19 protein-coding genes are annotated in these 18,059 nt (G+C 68.7%); 13 read left to right on the top strand and 6 right to left on the bottom strand.

Annotated features, from left to right (window positions below):
- Positions 1-97 precede the first annotated feature (97 nt).
- The 11 genes from ACIQMX_RS00550 (at position 98) to ACIQMX_RS00500 (ending at position 10,085) form a co-directional block, all read left to right on the top strand.
- Positions 98-1,483 (top strand): MraY family glycosyltransferase, encoded by a 1,386-nt coding sequence (locus ACIQMX_RS00550; RefSeq protein WP_363074554.1) that lies wholly within the window; start codon positions 98-100, stop codon positions 1,481-1,483.
- Between the two features lie 259 nt (positions 1,484-1,742).
- The gene (locus ACIQMX_RS00545) at positions 1,743-2,180 is read left to right on the top strand and encodes a hypothetical protein (protein WP_363074552.1); all 438 of its coding nucleotides are present in this window, start codon (positions 1,743-1,745) and stop codon (positions 2,178-2,180) included.
- A 226-nt stretch (positions 2,181-2,406) separates the two neighbouring features.
- Entirely contained in the window at positions 2,407-3,228 is an 822-nt protein-coding gene (gene atpB, locus ACIQMX_RS00540; protein WP_148020738.1) for a F0F1 ATP synthase subunit A, read from the top strand.
- Between the two features lie 67 nt (positions 3,229-3,295).
- Complete coding sequence (atpE, locus tag ACIQMX_RS00535) at positions 3,296-3,544, top strand: ATP synthase F0 subunit C (RefSeq protein WP_018102636.1); 249 nt, start codon at positions 3,296-3,298, stop codon at positions 3,542-3,544.
- 37 nt (positions 3,545-3,581) lie between these two features.
- Positions 3,582-4,127 (top strand): F0F1 ATP synthase subunit B, encoded by a 546-nt coding sequence (locus tag ACIQMX_RS00530; RefSeq protein ID WP_136328757.1) that lies wholly within the window; start codon positions 3,582-3,584, stop codon positions 4,125-4,127.
- Positions 4,124-4,939, top strand: a complete 816-nt coding sequence (locus tag ACIQMX_RS00525; RefSeq protein ID WP_363074549.1) for a F0F1 ATP synthase subunit delta — start codon at positions 4,124-4,126, stop codon at positions 4,937-4,939. The genes ACIQMX_RS00530 and ACIQMX_RS00525 overlap by 4 nt, the downstream gene beginning before the upstream one ends.
- A 140-nt stretch (positions 4,940-5,079) precedes the next feature.
- On the top strand, positions 5,080-6,651 hold the full coding sequence (atpA, locus tag ACIQMX_RS00520) for a F0F1 ATP synthase subunit alpha (protein WP_363074547.1): 1,572 nt from the start codon (positions 5,080-5,082) through the stop codon (positions 6,649-6,651).
- Between the two features lie 3 nt (positions 6,652-6,654).
- A complete protein-coding gene (locus ACIQMX_RS00515; RefSeq protein ID WP_363074545.1) occupies positions 6,655-7,572 on the top strand; it encodes a F0F1 ATP synthase subunit gamma in 918 nt (305 codons plus the stop codon).
- A complete protein-coding gene (gene atpD, locus ACIQMX_RS00510; RefSeq protein ID WP_136328753.1) occupies positions 7,572-9,014 on the top strand; it encodes a F0F1 ATP synthase subunit beta in 1,443 nt (480 codons plus the stop codon). The genes ACIQMX_RS00515 and atpD overlap by 1 nt, the downstream gene beginning before the upstream one ends.
- Positions 9,015-9,123: 109 nt before the next feature.
- Positions 9,124-9,498: a F0F1 ATP synthase subunit epsilon gene (locus ACIQMX_RS00505; RefSeq protein WP_148020742.1), complete on the top strand. Its 375-nt coding sequence runs from the start codon at positions 9,124-9,126 to the stop codon at positions 9,496-9,498.
- A gap of 140 nt (positions 9,499-9,638) precedes the next feature.
- Positions 9,639-10,085, top strand: coding sequence for a DUF2550 domain-containing protein (locus tag ACIQMX_RS00500; protein ID WP_363074625.1), 447 nt, complete (start codon positions 9,639-9,641; stop codon positions 10,083-10,085).
- A gap of 163 nt (positions 10,086-10,248) precedes the next feature.
- Here the strand turns inward: ACIQMX_RS00500 and ACIQMX_RS00495 are convergent, their stop codons facing one another.
- From ACIQMX_RS00495 to ACIQMX_RS00485, 3 genes are all read right to left on the bottom strand, one after another.
- A complete protein-coding gene (locus ACIQMX_RS00495; protein WP_363074543.1) occupies positions 10,249-12,123 on the bottom strand; it encodes a glycoside hydrolase family 18 chitinase in 1,875 nt (624 codons plus the stop codon).
- A gap of 179 nt (positions 12,124-12,302) precedes the next feature.
- Positions 12,303-12,953, bottom strand: coding sequence for a response regulator transcription factor (locus tag ACIQMX_RS00490; RefSeq protein ID WP_363074541.1), 651 nt, complete (start codon positions 12,951-12,953; stop codon positions 12,303-12,305).
- Positions 12,950-14,146, bottom strand: coding sequence for a sensor histidine kinase (locus tag ACIQMX_RS00485; protein ID WP_402474120.1), 1,197 nt, complete (start codon positions 14,144-14,146; stop codon positions 12,950-12,952). The genes ACIQMX_RS00490 and ACIQMX_RS00485 overlap by 4 nt, the downstream gene beginning before the upstream one ends.
- Before the next feature lie 151 nt (positions 14,147-14,297).
- On the opposite strand from ACIQMX_RS00485, the gene ACIQMX_RS00480 reads away from it, so the two are divergent.
- Positions 14,298-14,870 (top strand): hypothetical protein, encoded by a 573-nt coding sequence (locus tag ACIQMX_RS00480; protein WP_402474118.1) that lies wholly within the window; start codon positions 14,298-14,300, stop codon positions 14,868-14,870.
- 25 nt (positions 14,871-14,895) lie between these two features.
- On the opposite strand, the gene ACIQMX_RS00475 is transcribed toward ACIQMX_RS00480, so the two are convergent.
- The 3 genes from ACIQMX_RS00475 to ACIQMX_RS00465 form a co-directional block, all read right to left on the bottom strand.
- A complete protein-coding gene (locus tag ACIQMX_RS00475) occupies positions 14,896-15,468 on the bottom strand; it encodes a cob(I)yrinic acid a,c-diamide adenosyltransferase (protein ID WP_363074535.1) in 573 nt (190 codons plus the stop codon).
- Between the two features lie 207 nt (positions 15,469-15,675).
- The gene (locus ACIQMX_RS00470; RefSeq protein WP_402474115.1) at positions 15,676-16,425 is read right to left on the bottom strand and encodes an ABC transporter permease; all 750 of its coding nucleotides are present in this window, start codon (positions 16,423-16,425) and stop codon (positions 15,676-15,678) included.
- Positions 16,426-16,507: 82 nt separating this feature from the next.
- Complete coding sequence (locus tag ACIQMX_RS00465) at positions 16,508-17,290, bottom strand: ABC transporter ATP-binding protein (protein WP_402474112.1); 783 nt, start codon at positions 17,288-17,290, stop codon at positions 16,508-16,510.
- An 81-nt stretch (positions 17,291-17,371) separates the two neighbouring features.
- Here ACIQMX_RS00465 and ACIQMX_RS00460 point away from each other — a divergent pair, with 81 nt between their 5' ends.
- On the top strand, positions 17,372-18,007 hold the full coding sequence (locus ACIQMX_RS00460; RefSeq protein WP_402474109.1) for a TetR/AcrR family transcriptional regulator: 636 nt from the start codon (positions 17,372-17,374) through the stop codon (positions 18,005-18,007).
- Positions 18,008-18,059 lie beyond the last annotated feature (52 nt).

Here is an 18,059-nt window from a genome sequence, read left to right as displayed (position 1 = left end):
TCCACCACGAGGCCGCCCTGGTTGAGCGGGGCCGGCACGTGGGGGGACGGAATCAGGAGCGGGGCTAAAGTGTGGGCTGAGATGGCCGGCGACATTTATGGGGCAGCCCGTGCGTGATTACTTGCTGACGCTCTGTGTCACGGCCGCGGTGACGTATCTGCTCACCGGCCCGGTGCGTAAGTTCGCCATCGCGGTCGGGGCGATGCCCGCGATCCGTGCGCGCGACGTCCACCGCGAACCGACACCGAGGCTCGGCGGCATCGCCATGTTCGGCGGGCTGTGTGCCGGGCTGATCGTCGCCGATCATCTGGCCAACCTCGACGGCGTCTTCGAGCTCTCCAACGAACCGCGCGCGCTGCTCTCCGGAGCCGCGCTGATCTGGCTGATCGGTGTCCTGGACGACAAGTTCGAGATCGACGCCCTGATCAAGCTCGGCGGGCAGATGATCGCCGCGGCGGTCATGGTGCTCCAGGGCCTCACGATCCTGTGGCTGCCGATCCCGGGCGTCGGCACCGTCCCGCTCACCCAGTGGCAGGGCACGCTGCTGACGGTCGCGCTCGTCGTCATCACCATCAACGCGGTCAACTTCGTCGACGGTCTCGACGGCCTGGCGGCCGGCATGGTGTGCATCGCCGCGGCCGCGCTCTTCCTCTACACCTACCGGCTCTGGTACGGGTACGGGATCGAGGCCGCGGCCCCCGCGACGCTCTTCACGGCGATCCTGATGGGCATGTGCCTCGGCTTCCTGCCGCACAACATGCATCCCGCGCGGATCTTCATGGGGGACTCCGGGTCGATGCTGATCGGCCTCGTCCTCGCCGCCGGTGCGATCTCCGTCACGGGACAGGTCGACCCGGACGCGATGAAGCTGTTCGCGGGGAGCGAGCGGCAGGCGACGCACGCGATGCTGCCGGTCTTCATCCCGCTCCTGCTGCCGCTGACGATCATCGCCATCCCCGCGGCGGACCTGGTGCTGGCGATCGTGCGGCGCACGTGGAACGGCCAGTCGCCCTTCGCCGCGGACCGCGGCCATCTGCACCACCGGCTGCTGGAGATCGGCCATTCGCACAGCCGGTCGGTGCTGATCATGTACTTCTGGTCGGCCCTGATCGCCTTCGGCGCGGTCGGCTACTCGGTGCACTCGACGTCGATGTGGATCGTGCTCCTGATCGTGGGGCTGAGCGCGCTCGGCCTGATCCTCCTGCTGATGCCCCGGTTCACCCCGCGCGCACCGCGCTGGGCGGAGCGCTTCGTACCGCCGCGGTACCGCCGCCGGCGCCGCGGGGCGGGACCCGGGACGGGGTTGTCGCAGGGGCTGGAGAGCCAACAGGGGCCCGTGGGTGATCAGATGGGGCAGAATGGGCACGAGGCCGCTCCGCAGGCCCCGATCGCCGCGGGGGTGTCCGGCGTCAACGGAGCGACGGCGATCGGTCACCGATCACGCTTCGCGGACCGCCGCAAGGCCGACTCGACGCCTCGTTGATTCGGTCACCAAGGGGCAATACCAGACAAGTCGTTGAGTTGTCTTGCTCACACGCGCTGATTAGCTCTCACGTGTGACAGCAAGCACACTTTCTAGGTAAAGACCTCATCAAATAGTTTGTGATACCGTTCACGAACCCGGTGACAGAGCCGAAGGACCTGAGTAGCACGGTCCCTTGGCCCCGAGGCTTCGACTCGGACCGGGCCTACGCTCGTCCATGACGACACACTGCCCACCCCCAGCAAGCGGAGCTGCCGCCATGCCGTCCAACGACGTCCGGACTCTCCTCCAGACCGCCGTACCCACCGCTGTCGCCGGCGCAGTCGCCGCCGCGGTCAGCGCTGGCGTCGCCGGCGGCAAGGGAGCCCTGGGCGCGATCGTTGCGACGATCGTGGTCATCCTCTTCATGGGGATCGGACTGGTGGTCCTGCAACGGACCGCCCGGTCCATGCCCCACCTCTTCCAGGCGATGGGGCTCGCGCTGTACACGGCGCAACTCCTGCTGCTGTTCATCTTCGTCGCCGTATTCAAGAACACCTCGCTGTTCAACCCGAAGGCCTTCGCGATCACTCTGGTCGTGACGACACTCGTGTGGATCGGCGCACAGGCGCGTGCGCACATGAAGGCCAAGATCCTTTACGTGGAACCCGAGTCCGACAAGGACGAAAAGCCCAAAAAGCCGGGGTCCGGAGCGTGAAGGGTAGGGGCGGAATAAGTGCAGGTTCGAGACCCTGCTATCGTCCGGTTCCAACTGCGGCACTGCGGGCGCGGGCATGTGAGCTGACGCCTGCACGATCGCGAGGCTCACATGCCTGACTGCCGCTCACACATCCGAAACACCAGTCCAGTGCCGAACCGCGGCTGCGCGCCGCGCCGACACAACGAGGTTGCCGTACCTATGCGCCACGCTGAAGGAGCCCGCGGTGAGTGCTGACCCGACACAGGTGCTCGCCTTCGAGACCGATTGCCACATCTTCGACGGTTGTGGTTTCCCGGCACCCGGCCTGCACTCGTTCCTGTTCGAGCCCCTCTGGGGCGACGCGGACAGCAACTTGTACTTCAACAAGACGATGCTGCTGGCCCTGCTCGGCTCGGTCATCATCGTTGGCTTCTTCTGGGCCGCCTTCCGCAAGCCGAAGTTGGTGCCCGGCAAGCTTCAGATGGTGGCCGAAGCCGGATACGACTTCGTCCGCCGCGGCATCGTCTACGAGACGATCGGCAAGAAGGACGGCGAGAAGTACGTCCCGCTGATGGTCTCGCTGTTCTTCGTCATCTGGATGATGAACCTCTGGTCCATCATCCCGGTCGCCCAGTTCCCCGTGACCGCGATCATCTCGTATCCGGCGGCTCTCGCCGGGATCGTGTACATCCTGTGGGTCGTCCTGACCTTCAAGAAGCACGGTTTCGTCGGGGCGTTCAAGAACTTCACGGGCTACGACAAGAGCCTCGGCGGGGTCCTGCCGCTCTCGATGACCATCGAGTTCTTCTCGAACCTGCTGGTCCGGCCGTTCACGCACGCGGTCCGACTGTTCGCGAACATGTTCGCGGGACACACCCTCCTGCTGCTCTTCACGATCGCCAGCTGGTACCTGCTCAACGGCATCGGCTTCGCCTACGCAGGCGTGTCGTTCGTGATGGTCATCGTGATGACCGCCTTCGAGCTCTTCATCCAGGCTGTCCAGGCCTATGTGTTCGTGCTGCTGGCCTGCAGCTACGTCCAGGGCGCTCTCGCCAAGGGCCACTGAGCACCCACCTCCTGAAGCACCCGGTGGCCAACCCCCACCGGACATTGAAAGAGAAGGAAGAACCGGCATGTCCGCTCTCCAGACCCTCGCCGCCGGCGTCGAAATCAAGGGCAACCTCGGCTCGATCGGTTACGGCCTCGCCGCGATCGGCCCCGGTGTCGGCATCGGCATCATCTTCGGTAACGGCACCCAGGCGCTCGCCCGTCAGCCCGAGGCTGCCGGTCTCATCCGCGCCAACCAGATTCTCGGCTTCGCCTTCTGTGAGGCGCTCGCCCTGATCGGTCTGGTCATGCCGTTCGTCTACCCGACCTCCTGACCGGTCGCGAACAGCCCATTCGACGGAAGGCACTGACGTGAACCCCCTGGTTCAGCTCGCGGCGGAGGAAGCGGAAAACCCGCTCATCCCGCCGATCCCTGAGCTCGTCATTGGCCTCATCGCTTTCGTCATCGTCTTCGGCTTCCTCGCCAAGAAGCTCCTCCCGAACATCAACAAGGTTCTGGAAGAGCGCCGCGAGGCCATCGAAGGCGGTATCGAAAAGGCCGATGCGGCCCAGACCGAGGCCCAGAGCGTTCTTGAGCAGTACAAGGCTCAGCTCGCCGAGGCCCGCCACGAAGCCGCTCGTCTGCGCCAGGAGGCGCAGGAGCAGGGCGCCGTGATCCTGCAGGAGATGAGGGCGGAAGGCCAGCGGCAGCGCGAGGAGATCGTCGCCGCCGGTCACGCCCAGATCGAGGCCGACCGCAAGGCCGCCGCCTCGGCGCTGCGTCAGGACGTGGGCAAGCTCGCCACCGACCTGGCCGGCAAGCTCGTCGGCGAGTCCCTCGAGGACCACGCCCGGCAGAGCGGCACCGTCGACCGGTTCCTCGACGAGCTCGAGGCGAAGGCCGAGGCAGTCCGATGAACAGCGCGAGCCGCGAGGCACTGGCTGCCGCACGCGAGCGGCTCGACGCGCTGACCGACAACACGTCGGTCGACGCGGCGAAGCTCGCCGAGGACCTGGCCGGCGTCACGGCGCTGCTGCACCGCGAGGTGTCACTGCGCCGGGTCCTGACCGACCCGGCGCAGGCCGGCGAGGCCAGGGCCGAGCTGGCCGGACGGCTGCTGGGCGGCCAGGTGGGCGGCGAAGCCCTCGACCTGGTCTCCGGCATGGTCCGCTCGCGCTGGTCGCAGTCGCGTGACCTGGTCGACTCGACCGAGGAGCTGGCGAACACCGCAGACCTCACCGCCGCCCAGCGCAGCGGAGACCTCGACGACGTCGAGGACGAGCTGTTCCGGTTCGGCCGGATCGTGGCCTCGGACACCGAGCTGCGCTCCGCGCTGACCAGCCGGACCGCGACCCCCGCCGCCAAGGGCGAGCTGCTGCGCAGCCTGCTCGGCGGAAAGACGCGGCCCACCACCGAGCGCATCGTCGTGCGGCTCGTGACCCAGCCCCGTGGACGTAGCCTGGAAGCGGGACTCGAGTCCCTCTCCAAGCTCGCTGCGGAGCGCCGGGACCGCGTGGTGGCGGTCGTCACCACGGCCGTGCCGCTCAGTGACCGGCAGAAGCAGCGTCTCGGCGCCGCGCTGGCGAAGATCTACGGCCGGCAGATGCACCTGAGCCTCGACGTGGACCCCGAGGTCCTCGGCGGGATCGTGGTGCGGGTCGGTGACGAGGTCATCAACGGCTCCATCGCGGAGCGCCTCGACGAGGCGACCCGTCGCATGGCCGGCTGACGCAGCGCGACGTACCAAACAGAACAGAGCAAGACCAGCGGCCCGGTTGGGCCGTGCAGAAATTGCAGAAGATTCCTGGGGGTCGGCCCCCAGACCCCCTTAAGAAACTTCGGGCCCAACAAGGAGAGCAGGGAACCCAGATGGCGGAGCTCACGATCCGGCCGGAGGAGATCCGGGACGCACTGGAGAACTTTGTCCAGTCGTACCAGCCGGACGCGGCCTCGCGCGAGGAGGTCGGAACGGTCAGCGTTGCCGGCGACGGCATCGCGAAGGTGGAGGGCCTGCCCTCCGCCATGGCGAACGAACTGCTGAAGTTCGAGGACGGAACCCTCGGTCTCGCCCTCAACCTCGAAGAGCGCGAGATCGGTGCGATCGTCCTCGGCGAGTTCAGCGGAATCGAGGAGGGCCAGCCGGTGCAGCGCACCGGTGAGGTGCTCTCCGTCGGCGTCGGCGAGGGTTACCTCGGCCGCGTCGTCGACCCGCTCGGCAACCCGATCGACGGCCTCGGCGAGATCGCGACCGAAGGCCGTCGCGCCCTCGAACTGCAGGCCCCTGGCGTCATGGTCCGTAAGTCGGTGCACGAGCCGATGCAGACCGGCTACAAGGCCGTCGACGCCATGGTGCCGATCGGCCGCGGCCAGCGTCAGCTGATCATCGGCGACCGTCAGACGGGTAAGACCGCGCTGGCCGTCGACACGATCATCAACCAGCGCGACAACTGGCGCTCGGGCGACGTGAACAAGCAGGTGCGCTGCATCTACGTCGCCATCGGTCAGAAGGGTTCCACCATCGCCTCCGTGCGAGGTGCCCTGGAAGAGGCCGGCGCGCTCGAGTACACGACCATCGTCGCCGCCCCGGCGTCCGACCCGGCCGGCTTCAAGTACCTGGCGCCGTACACCGGCTCGGCCATCGGCCAGCACTGGATGTACGACGGCAAGCACGTTCTGATCATCTTCGACGACCTCTCGAAGCAGGCCGACGCCTACCGCGCCGTGTCGCTTCTGCTGCGCCGTCCGCCGGGCCGCGAGGCCTACCCGGGCGACGTCTTCTACCTGCACTCGCGTCTGCTGGAGCGCTGCGCCAAGCTCTCCGACGACATGGGCGCCGGTTCGATGACGGGCCTCCCGATCGTCGAGACCAAGGCGAACGACGTGTCGGCGTTCATCCCGACCAACGTCATCTCCATCACCGACGGCCAGTGCTTCCTGGAGTCCGACCTGTTCAACGCGGGTCAGCGTCCGGCACTCAACGTCGGTATCTCGGTCTCCCGAGTCGGTGGCTCCGCCCAGCACAAGGCCATGAAGCAGGTTTCCGGCCGACTGCGCGTGGACCTCGCCCAGTTCCGTGAGCTGGAGGCGTTCGCCGCCTTCGGTTCCGACCTGGACGCGGCCTCCAAGGCGTCGCTGGAGCGCGGTAAGCGCATGGTCGAGCTGCTGAAGCAGCCGCAGTACGCCCCGTTCCCGATGGAGGAGCAGGTCGTCTCGGTCTGGGCCGGCACCACGGGCAAGATGGACGACGTCCCGGTCGAGGACATCCGTCGCTTCGAGAGCGAGCTGCTGGAGTTCCTGCGCCGTGAGCGCAAGGACCTCCTGACCAGCATCGCCGAGGGCGGCAAGATGTCCGACGACACGCTGCAGTCGATCGCCGACGCGATCGCCGCCTTCAAGCAGCAGTTCGAGACCTCGGACGGCAAGCTCCTGGGCGAGGGCTGATCGATGGGCGCTCAGCTTCGCGTTTACAAGCGCCGCATCCAAGCCGTCACCGCGACCAAGAAGATCACCAAGGCGATGGAGATGATCGCCGCCTCGCGCATCGTCAAGGCGCAGCGCAAGGTGACGGCGTCGATGCCGTACGCCACCGAGCTCACCCGCGCGGTGACGGCGGTGGCGACCGGCTCCAACACCAAGCACCCGCTCACCACCGAGGCCGAGTCCCCGGTCCGTGCCGCGGTCCTGCTCCTCACGAGCGACCGCGGTCTGGCCGGCGGCTACTCCTCCAACGCCATCAAGGCGGCGGAGAAGCTGCGGGAGCGGCTGGCGGCCGAGGGCAAGGAGGTCGACACGTACATCGTCGGCCGCAAGGGTGTCGCCTACTACGGCTTCCGCGAGCGCAAGGTCGTGGAGTCGTGGACCGGCTTCACCGACAGCCCGGAGTACGCGGACGCCAAGAAGATCGCCGCGCCCCTGATCGAGTCCATCCAGAAGGACACGGCCGAGGGCGGCGTCGACGAGCTGCACATCGTCTTCACCGAGTTCGTGTCGATGATGACGCAGAACGCGGTCGACGGCCGGATGCTGCCGCTCTCGATCGACGAGGTCGCGAAGGAGAGCACGGAGAAGGACGAGATCCTTCCCCTGTTCGACTTCGAGCCGTCGGCGGAGGACGTCCTGGACGCCCTTCTGCCGCGCTACGTCGAGAGCCGCATCTACAACGCACTGCTGCAGGCTGCCGCTTCCGAGCACGCCGCCCGCCGCCGCGCGATGAAGTCGGCGACCGACAATGCCGGGGATCTGATCAAGAGCCTCTCCCGGCTTGCCAACGCGGCCCGCCAGGCCGAAATCACCCAGGAAATCAGCGAGATCGTCGGCGGTGCAGGTGCGCTGGCCGACGCGTCCGCGGGGAGTGACAAGTAATGACGACGACAGTTGAGACGGCCGCTGCCACGGGCCGCGTCGCCCGGGTCATCGGCCCGGTCGTCGACGTGGAGTTCCCCGTCGACGCGATGCCGGAGATCTACAACGCCCTGCACGTCGAGGTCGACGACCCGGCCGAGGCCGGCGCTCGTAAGACGCTGACCCTCGAAGTCGCCCAGCACCTGGGTGACGGCGTGGTCCGCGCGATCTCGATGCAGCCCACCGACGGTCTGGTCCGCCAGGCCCCGGTGACCGACACGGGCGCGGGCATCACCGTTCCCGTCGGTGACATCACCAAGGGCAAGGTGTTCAACACCCTCGGCCAGATCCTGAACGAGCCGGAGGCCGAGGCGCAGATCACCGAGCGCTGGCCGATCCACCGCAAGGCCCCGGCCTTCGACCAGCTCGAGTCGAAGACCGAGATGTTCGAGACCGGCCTGAAGGTCGTCGACCTGCTGACCCCGTACGTCAAGGGCGGCAAGATCGGTCTGTTCGGTGGTGCGGGCGTCGGCAAGACGGTCCTCATCCAGGAAATGATCATGCGTGTGGCGAAGCTGCACGACGGTGTGTCGGTGTTCGCCGGCGTCGGTGAGCGCACCCGTGAGGGCAACGACCTCATCGACGAGATGACGGACTCGGGCGTTCTGGAGAAGACCGCGCTGGTCTTCGGCCAGATGGACGAGCCGCCGGGCACGCGTCTTCGCGTGGCCCTGTCCGCCCTGACCATGGCGGAGTACTTCCGCGATGTGCAGAAGCAGGACGTGCTGCTCTTCATCGACAACATCTTCCGCTTCACGCAGGCCGGTTCCGAGGTCTCCACGCTGCTCGGGCGCATGCCGTCCGCAGTGGGTTACCAGCCGACCCTGGCCGACGAGATGGGTGTGCTCCAGGAGCGCATCACCTCGACGCGTGGTCACTCGATCACCTCGATGCAGGCGATCTACGTCCCCGCGGACGACCTGACCGACCCGGCCCCGGCCACCACGTTCGCCCACCTCGACGCGACGACGGTTCTCTCCCGTCCGATCTCCGAGAAGGGCATCTACCCGGCCGTGGACCCGCTGGACTCCACGTCCCGCATCCTGGACCCGCGCTACATCGCGCAGGACCACTACGACACGGCCAGCCGTGTCAAGGGGATCCTGCAGAAGTACAAGGACCTCCAGGACATCATCGCGATCCTCGGTATCGACGAGCTGGGCGAGGAGGACAAGCTCGTTGTCCACCGTGCCCGTCGCGTCGAGCGCTTCCTGTCGCAGAACACCCACGCCGCCAAGCAGTTCACCGGCCTGGACGGTTCGGACGTTCCGCTCGACGAGTCGATCGCCGCGTTCAACGCGATCTGTGACGGGGAGTACGACCACTTCCCCGAGCAGGCGTTCTTCATGTGCGGTGGCATCGAGGACCTGAAGGCCAACGCCAAGGAGCTCGGCGTCTCCTGAGCCTCCGGCTCACCGAGGGGGGTGGGTGTGTCCCGCCCCCCTCACCACGCCCCGTAGAATTGACCCAACACCCGGCACGACCGCCGGGTGGTGACCCGAGGAGCCACCCTTGGCTGCTGAGCTGCATGTCGAGCTGGTCGCCGCGGACCGCAGTGTCTGGTCCGGCGAGGCCACCCTCGTTGTCGCACGTACCACGTCCGGCGACATCGGCGTCATGCCCGGTCACCAGCCGCTCCTGGGTGTGCTGGAATCGGGCCCGGTGACGATCCGTACGAGCGAAGGCGGCACTGTCGTCGCCGCTGTGCACGGTGGTTTCATCTCCTTCGCCGACGACAAGCTCTCGCTGCTGGCGGAGATTGCCGAGCTGGCGGACGAGATCGACGTCGAGCGCGCGGAGCGTGCGTTCGAGCGTGCGAAGTCGGACACGGACAGCGCTGCCGAGCGCCGCGCCGATGTGCGACTGCGTGCGGTGGCGGTGCACTAGTCGCCCCGCGAAACGGCTTTACCCTCAGCCGCGGCCCGTGCTGGAGACCCCTCCAGACCGTGTCGCGGCTGAGGCGATGCAGGTGCAGGTGAAGTTCGTGCGGTATCCGTTTACTCGATGACGCGAGGAGGTCGGTGGAGATGTACCTCGCGCTGTGGGTGGGCGGGCTGATCGTCGCACTGGTCCTGTTGGGGCTCTTCGTCTTCGGTCTGCGCCGGCGGCTGATTCAGCGTTCCGGCGGGACCTTCGACTGCAGTCTGCGATGGAACGTCCCGGAGGAGCCCGACCTCTCGGGCAAGGGCTGGGTGTACGGAGTCGCCCGCTACAGCGGCGACAAGGTGAACTGGTTCCGGGTCTTCAGCTACTCCCCGCGCCCGCGCCGGGTGCTGGAGCGCTCCTCGATCGAGGTGGTCGCCCGTCGGCTGCCCGAGGGCGAGGAGGAGCTCGCGCTTCTCTCCGACGCCGTCGTGCTCGGCTGTCTCCACCGGGAGACCCGCCTGGAGCTGGCGATGAGCGAGGACGCCCTGACCGGGTTCCTCGCCTGGCTGGAGGCGGCACCGCCCGGCCAGCGGGTCAACGTGGCTTGAGCGGGGGCCTCGCAGTCGGGGTCGCCTCGCGGACGCCGTCCGGGGGAGCGGCAACGCGGCCCGAGTGCCGCGGGGCACGTACACGGAGCATGCGAAAACCGGGGAGACAGGGGGCGGACCTGTCTCCCCGGCGCTTTTTCGGGGTGCGACTGCCTCGTGGGGGTTAGTTGAGGCCGTTGCCCATCGCACTCACGAGTTCACCGTTCGCGGTGTCACCGCTGAACTCCCAGAAGAACGCCCCACCCAGACCCTGGCTCTTCGCCCAGGCCATCTTGGTGCCGATGGTGGCCGGGGTGTCGTAGCTCCACCAGTTGGTGCCGCAGTGCGCGTACGCCGTACCGGCGACCGTGCCGGTGGCGGGGCAGCTGTTCTTCAGGACCTTGTAGTCCTCGATGCCCGCCTCGTACGTACCCGGTGCCGCGCCGGTGGCCGTGCCGCCCGGTGCCGCCTGGGTGACGCCGGTCCAGCCGCGGCCGTAGAAGCCGATGCCGAGCAGCAGCTTCGAGGCGGGGACGCCCTTGGCCTTCAGCTTGGCGATGGCGTCGGCGGAGTTGAAGCCGGCCTTCGGGATGCCGCTGTACGAGGTCAGCGGGGAGTGCGGGGCCGTCGGGCCCTTGGCGTCCCAGGCACCGAAGAAGTCGTACGTCATCACGTTGTACCAGTTCAGCGACTGCGCGGCGCCGGCGTAGTCGGCCAGGTCGATCTTGCCGCCGTCGGAGCCGTCGGCCGTGATCGCGGCGGTCACCAGGTTGTTGCTGCCGAACTTCGTACGCAGCGCGGTGGTGAGGTTCTTCAGTGCGGCGGGGCCGCTGGTGTCACAGGTCAGACCGCAGGCGTTGGGGTACTCCCAGTCGATGTCGATGCCGTCGAAGACATCGGCCCAGCGGGGGTCCTCGACCAGGTCGTAGCAGGACTGGGCGAACGCGGCCGGGTTCTGTGCCGCCTGGCCGAAGCCGCCGGACCAGGTCCAGCCGCCGAAGGACCAGAGGACCTTGATGTGCGGGTACTTCGCCTTGAGCTTCCGCAGCTGGTTGAAGCTGCCGCGCAGCGGCTGGTCCCAGGTGTCGGCCACGCCGTCGACGGACTTGTCCGCGGTGTAGGCCATGTCGTAGTCGGCGTACGAGTCACCGATCGTGCACTTGCCGCCCTGGACGTTGCCGAAGGCGTAGTTGATGTGCGTGATCTTCGCGGCCGAACCCGAGGTGTCCAGGTTCTTGACGTGGTAGTTGCGGCCGTAGACGCCCCAGTCGGTGAAGTACCCGAGGTTGATCTTGTCGCCGCCGGGGCCGGGGTCGGTGCCCCCGCCGCCGGTGGTGTGCACCTTGACCGCGGCGCTGACCGGTCCGGTCTGGTCCGCGGTGTCACGGGCCTGGACGGTGTACGAGTAGTCGGTACCCGCGGTCAGGCCGGTGTTCGTGTACGTGGTGCCGGTGACCGTGGCGACGACGGCGCCGTCCCGCAGGACGTCGTAGTTCTTGATGCCGTGGTCGTCCGTGGCGGCGCTCCAGCTGAGCTTCGCCGAGGTGTCGGTGATGCCGCTCGCGGTGGGCGTCCCGGGCGCGGACGGGGCGTTGTCACCGGGGACACTGCCGCCGTCGCAGGAGGCGCCGTTCAGCTTGCAGCCGGAGGGGGCGCCGGAGCCGGTGCCGTTGAAGCCGAAGCTGATGCTGGCTCCGGGGGCGACCGTGCCGTTCCAGCCGAGGTTCTTGGCGGTCCAGTGGGTTCCGGAACTGGTGACGGTGGCGTCCCAGGCGGAGCCGACCGCGGTGCCGGAGGGGAAGTCCCACTCGATGGTCCAGGAGGACAGGGAGGTGGTTCCGGTGTTCTTCACCGTCCACTGGCCCTCGAAGCCGCTGCCCCAGTCGGACTTCTTGAGGTACGTGGCGGTGGCGGAGGTCGCGGCCTCGGCGGGGGCGGCCAGGCCGACCATCGCGGCGAGCGGAAGGAGCAGTGCGGTGAGGCCCGCGACTGCTCGGGATCTGGTGGCTTTTCCGGTCCCGAATCTGAATCGGGTCCGGCGGGGGGTCTCAGTGCTCAACGGTGCTCCTCGGGTGAGGTCCGGACAAACGGGGATGGTCCGTGGACTGCAAACCCTGCGCCGCCCTGAGCCCGCCATGTCGCGACGGGCTCACCGCAGTGTGCTCGGTGAGATTAGGAAGGTCTGGACCAATCGTCAAGAGGTCCAGACCAAAGAACGGAGTCGGGAGCGGATAAACCTCAGACGCCCAACTCCTGTGCCAGTACTGCCGCCTGGACCCTGCTGCGCAGCTCCAGCTTCCCCAGCAACCGGCTGACGTGCGTCTTCACCGTCGCCTCGGCCATCGACAGCCGCACCGCGATCTCCGCGTTCGACATGCCCTCCCCGAGGCAGCCGAGCACCTCGCGCTCCCGCCGGGTGAGCGCGTCCAGCACCGCCCGGCCGGGGCCTCCCGGCGCGGGACGCTGCGGGGTGCCCGCGAACTCCGCGATCAGCCGGCGCGTCACCGACGGGGCGATCAGGCCCTCGCCGCCCGCCACCGTGCGGACCGCGTCGAGCAGCCCGCGCGCCTCGGTGTCCTTCAGCAGGAAGCCCGACGCCCCGGCCCGCAGCGCGCCGAACACGTACGCGTCCAGGTCGAACGTCGTCAGCACCAGTACGTCCGCGAGCCGCTCCGCCACCACCTGCCGCGTCGCGGAGACCCCGTCCAGCCGGGGCATCTGGATGTCCATCAGCACCAGATCCGGGCGCAGTTCGCGGGCCAGTCGGACGGCCTCCTCGCCGTCACCGGCCTCTCCGACGACCTCGATGTCCGGCGCGCTGCCCAGGATGAGGACCAGCCCCGCCCGTACGGCCGACTGGTCCTCGGCGACCAGAACCCTGATGGTCATCGCCTCACGCTCCCTTCGTCCACGGGCAGTCGCGCCCGTACCTGCCAGATCCCCGGCCCGACCCCGGTGGGGACGGGCCCTGCCTCGAACTCCCCGCCGAGCAGCGCCACCCGCTCCCGCATCCCGGTCAGCCCGGCCCCCGACCCCGGTGCGCGCGGCCGGGGCCGGTCCCCGAGGACGCTGCCCACCTCCACCGTCAGCCGCTCTCCCGTCTGCTCCAGCCGTACCGTGACCGGGCCTGGCGCGGCGTGCTTGAGCGCGTTGGTGAGGGACTCCTGGACGATGCGGTACGCGGCGAGTTCCACCGGGGCGGGCAGCCGGCCGGGGTCGGTGCGGGTGTCGTTCAGGGTGCAGACCAGTCCGCTGGAGACGGCGTTCGTACGGTGCTGCTCGATGAGGGCGTCCAGCGAGCCGAGGGTCGGCGAGCTGCTCGGCTCCGGATCCGCGGCCCCGGTGCGCAACAGCCCGATCAGGCGGCGCATTTCGGCCAGACCGTCGACGCTGTTCTCGCGGATGACTCCGAGGGCGTCGCGGGAGGTCGCCGGGTCGTCGATGGAGAGCGCGGCGGTGGAGTGGATGGCGATGGCGGAGAGGTGGTTGGCGACCATGTCGTGCAGTTCGCGTGCCATCCGGGCGCGTTCGGCGGTCACCGCCTGCACCCGGTCCATCTCCGCCAGCAGCGCGGTCTGATCGGCCCGCAGCCGGGCGGTCTCCGCGGCGTCGCGGTGGTTGCGCACGCTGACCCCGGTCAGCGCGGGGACGAACGAGATCAGACCGATGACGATGCCGAAGAGCAGCGCTTCGGCGTCGCGGAACCAGGCCAGGAAGCCGACCGCGCCCCCGACGGTGATCAGGAAGGTGACCACCGGGATGCGTCGCGCGGCCGCCGGGGTCCCGTACAGCACGGCCGCGTACATGAGGTCGGTGTACATCAGCAGGGTGGCCAGGTTCCCGCGGGTGAACTGGTCCGCGACCAGGGCCAGGGTGCCGATGGCCAGGGCCGTCAGAGGCGCGCTCCGGCGCAGCAGTTCCGCTCCCGACATCACCGTGAGCGGGATGAGTGCGAGCCAGGGCGAGTCGAGGAGCCTGCCGGTCTGCATGTGCAGCCCGACCAGTGACAGGACCGTTCCGCCGAGCAGCCCGACGGCGGCGATGAGGATGTCGCTGCGGTGGGGACGGGGAGGAGGGAACACCCTCTCATCCAACACGTCCGGCCCTCTCGGCACGTCGGTACGGGGAGTGAGCCGCGAGTACATCGAAGGATGCAGCGCCGGTTCGTCACTGCGGCCGACGAACGGGAGCGCCGCGGCCGGGAGGCTGGAGGGGAGGGAAAGGAGCCGGACCGTGATCGTCACGCTGATCGTTCTCTGCGAGATCGCCTTCTGGGTGCTGCTGGCCGCCGGGCTCGGGCTGCGTTACGCGGCGAGGATGCCTCGGCTGGGCGCAGCCGTGCTGCTGTGCGAGCCGCTGCTGGAGGTCGTCCTGCTGGTGGTGACGGCCATCGACCTGAGGAACGGCGCCGATCCCGACTGGAAGCACGGGCTGGCGGCGGTCTACATCGGCTTCACGGTCGGGCTCGGGCACTCCACGATCAAGTGGGTCGACGCCTGGGTATCGCACCGGTTCGCCGACGGTCCGCCGCCGGTGAGGCCGCCGAAGTACGGGATGGCACGGGCCGCGCACGAGTGGCGGGTCGCCGGGCGGTGGATGGTGGCCTCGGCGACGGCGCTGGCCCTGCTTCAGGCGGCGGTCTGGTATGTCGGAGGAGACGGGGACACGACGTCGCTGCGGGCGTGGCAGCAGAAGATGCTCTTCGTGATCGGCCTCAACCTGGTGATCGCGGCGAGCTACACGCTCTTCCCGAAGCGGGACCAGCGTGGCGACGCGAAGCACGTGCCGGGTCCGCCCGCGGGCTGAGTGCACCGCGGGCGGAACCGGTCGGTCAGCGTTCGCCGCCCGGTACCCACAGCACGTCGCCGACCTCCTTGTTCGCCACCCGGGCGAGGATGAACAGCAGGTCCGAGAGCCGGTTGAGGTAGGTCGCCGTCAGCGGGTTCATGGCCTCGCCGTGCACCTCCAGCGCCGCCCAGGTGGACCGCTCCGCCCGCCGGACGACCGTGCACGCCTGGTGGAGCAGCGCGGCGCCCGGGGTGCCGCCGGGCAGGATGAAGCTGCGGAGCTTCTCCACCTGCTCCAGGAAGTGGTCGCAGTCCGCCTCCAGCTTGTCGACGTAGAACTGCTCGACGCGCAGCGGCGGGTACTTCGGATCCTCGACGACCGGCGTCGACAGGTCCGCGCCCACGTCGAACAGGTCGTTCTGCACGCGGACGAGGACCTTCACGACGTCGTCGGTCAGCTGCCCGAGCGCGATCGCCGTGCCGATGACCGCGTTGGCCTCGTTGCTGTCGGCGTACGCCGAGATGCGCAGATCGGTCTTGGCGGTCCGGCTCATGTCGCCGAGGGCGGTGGTGCCCTGGTCGCCGGTGCGGGTGTAGATACGTGTCAGGTTGACCATGCGGTCAGCCTAAGGGTGTCCCGCAATTCCTGGTGGGCCAGCGCACGGCGCCAGACGCGGTGCGTCGCAGGGCGGAGAGGCGCCCGCATGCGGGATGCATTCGGGTCTTCCGACAACGGAGGGGTCCCCCCGTGCCGTTCGGGCTACGGGGGAGGGGTGCCGTGGCTGTCGTCGTGCGCCCGCGAGGAATTGCGGGACAGTCCTTGGTTACGCACCCGCCCTCCTGAAGACGCGGGTGCCCACTGTCACGGCGAGCGTGGCGAATCCGAGGGAGACCAGGACTCCGTACAGCATGTGCGCGGTGGCGTACGAGCCCACGTACGCGTCCCGTACCGCGTCCACGAGGTAGCGCAGCGGTGTGAAGTGCGACAGCACGTCCAGCCACCGCGGTCCCAGCGTCATGGGCAGCATCAGCCCGGAGAGCAGCATGGCCGGCATGGTGAGCGAGTTGATCACCGGTCCGAACTCCTGCGGCGTGCCGACCTTCATGGCCAGTGCGTACGAGAGCGAGGCCAGCGAGACCGTCAGCAGCCCGACGAAGGCGAAGCCGATCAGTACGCCGGGCAGCGGGGCGCGCAGTCCCATCAGCACGGCGACGAGCACCAGCAGCACCGCCTGGAACACGAACAGCAGCGCGTCGCGCAGGGCGCGGCCCAGAAGCAGCGCCGTCCGGCTGACCGGGGTGACCCGCATCCGCTCCATGACCCCGGTCGACTTGTCGATGATGACGGCGAATCCGGCGAACGAGGCGCCGAACAGACCGAGCTGGAGCAGCAGTCCGGGGACGAGCACCTGCCAGGAGTCGCCGTCCGGGCCGAGCGGCAGGCCGGTGAGCAGGGGGCCGAAGAAGAGCAGGTACAGCAGCGGCATGAGGATGCCGAAGAGGATCTGGAAGCGGGAGCGCAGGGTCTGGCGGGCGTACCGGCCGAAGACGAGCGCGGTGTCGTGGAGAAGCATCGGAATCCTCTGAGTGGGGCTGAAGCCTCTCGTCCGGATCATGCCGGGCCCGCAGGGTCCGGCCTGATCCGAACGAAAGACCCTAGACGGCGACGGGTTGGGCATCGGCGGGGGCGGGCCCCCGGCCCGTGATCGCGAGGAACGCGTCCTGGAGCGAGGCGCCGGGCGAGCCCGCGTAGCGGGTCTTCAGCGCGGCCGGTGCGCCCTCGGCCACGACCAGGCCTCCGTCGATGACGACGAGCCGGTCCGCGAGCGCGTCGGCCTCGTCGAGGTAGTGGGTGGTGAGCACGACGGTCGTTCCGTACGTGTCGCGCAGCCGGCGCACGAGGTCCCACAGATCGGCGCGGCTGCCGGGGTCGAGTCCCGTGGTCGGCTCGTCGAGGAAGAGCACGGCCGGGCGGTGGGTGAGCCCCATCGCGAGGTCGAGCCGTCGCCGCTGGCCCCCGGAGAGCGTGAGCGTCCTGCGGTCGAGCAGCTCCGTGAGGCCCAGCTCGGCGGCGAGTTCCGCGGCCCGGGCGACGGCCGCGGCCTTGCCGAGCCGGTACAGCCGGCCCTGGGTGACCAGCTCCTCCCGGACGCTGATGTGCGGGTCGACACCGCCCGACTGGGCCACGTACCCGCACTTCTCGCGTACCCCCGCCGGGTCCTCGACCAGATCGCGGCCGGCCACGGTGGCCGCGCCGCCGGTGGGCGCGAGCAGGGTGGTGAGCATGCGCAGGGTGGTGGTCTTGCCCGCTCCGTTGGGGCCGAGGAGGCCGACGATCTCGCCGGTCGCGACCGTCAGGTCGAGCGAACGGACGGCCTCCACGGGGCCCGTCTTCGAGACGAAGGTCCGGGCGAGCCCGGACGTACTGATGATTGGCATGGCGACCACAAAAACAGAGTCACTGAAAAATTGCAATGACACCAAATATTCAGGAACCCCAGAGCGCCCTACGATGGGCCCATGGCTGAGGGACTCAGGGAGCGCAAGAAGCGCCAGACCAGGCAGTACCTCTCGGACGTGGCCACCGGTCTCTTCCTGGAGCGGGGATTCGACGCGGTCACGATCGCCGAGATCGCCCGGGCCGCCGATGTCTCGGTGAACACGGTCTACAACTACTTCCCGACCAAGGAGGACCTCTTCCTCGACCGCAGCCAAGGCGTCGTCGACCGCCTCTCGCGGTACGTCCGGGACCGGGACGAGGGAGAGTCCGCGGCCGACGCGGTCCTGCGCGAACTGCGCGTCCAGGTGGAGGGCGTGTCACCCACCGTCGGTCTGATGGAGGGCTACGAGCGGTTCATGCGGGTCATCGAGGGCGCCGACAGCCTGAAGGCCCGCCTCTGGCACATCCAGCAGGAAGTCCTCCGGAGCCTGGAGGACACGCTGCGAAAGGAGTGCGGCGCCGGGGACCGGACCGCGAGCCTGGTGGCCGGCCAGCTCTCCTGGGTGCACGCGACGCTCATGGCGTACATCGGCGGCGAGATGGTGGCGGGCCGCAAGGCCGCCGAAGTGTCCCGCGACGCCCTCGTCCTGCTCGACGACATCGAGGACCTGCTCGGCGAAACGGTGCTCAACTACGCCCGGCGCGCCGCCGAATGACGCATCCCGGTGTGATGTCCGTCATTTGAGACGTGACGCGCATCTCTTCATC

The sequence above is a fragment of the Streptomyces sp. NPDC091416 genome (genome assembly GCF_044756845.1).
Classification (GTDB): domain Bacteria; phylum Actinomycetota; class Actinomycetes; order Streptomycetales; family Streptomycetaceae; genus Streptomyces.
This window is presented reverse-complemented; position numbering and strand designations above follow the sequence as displayed.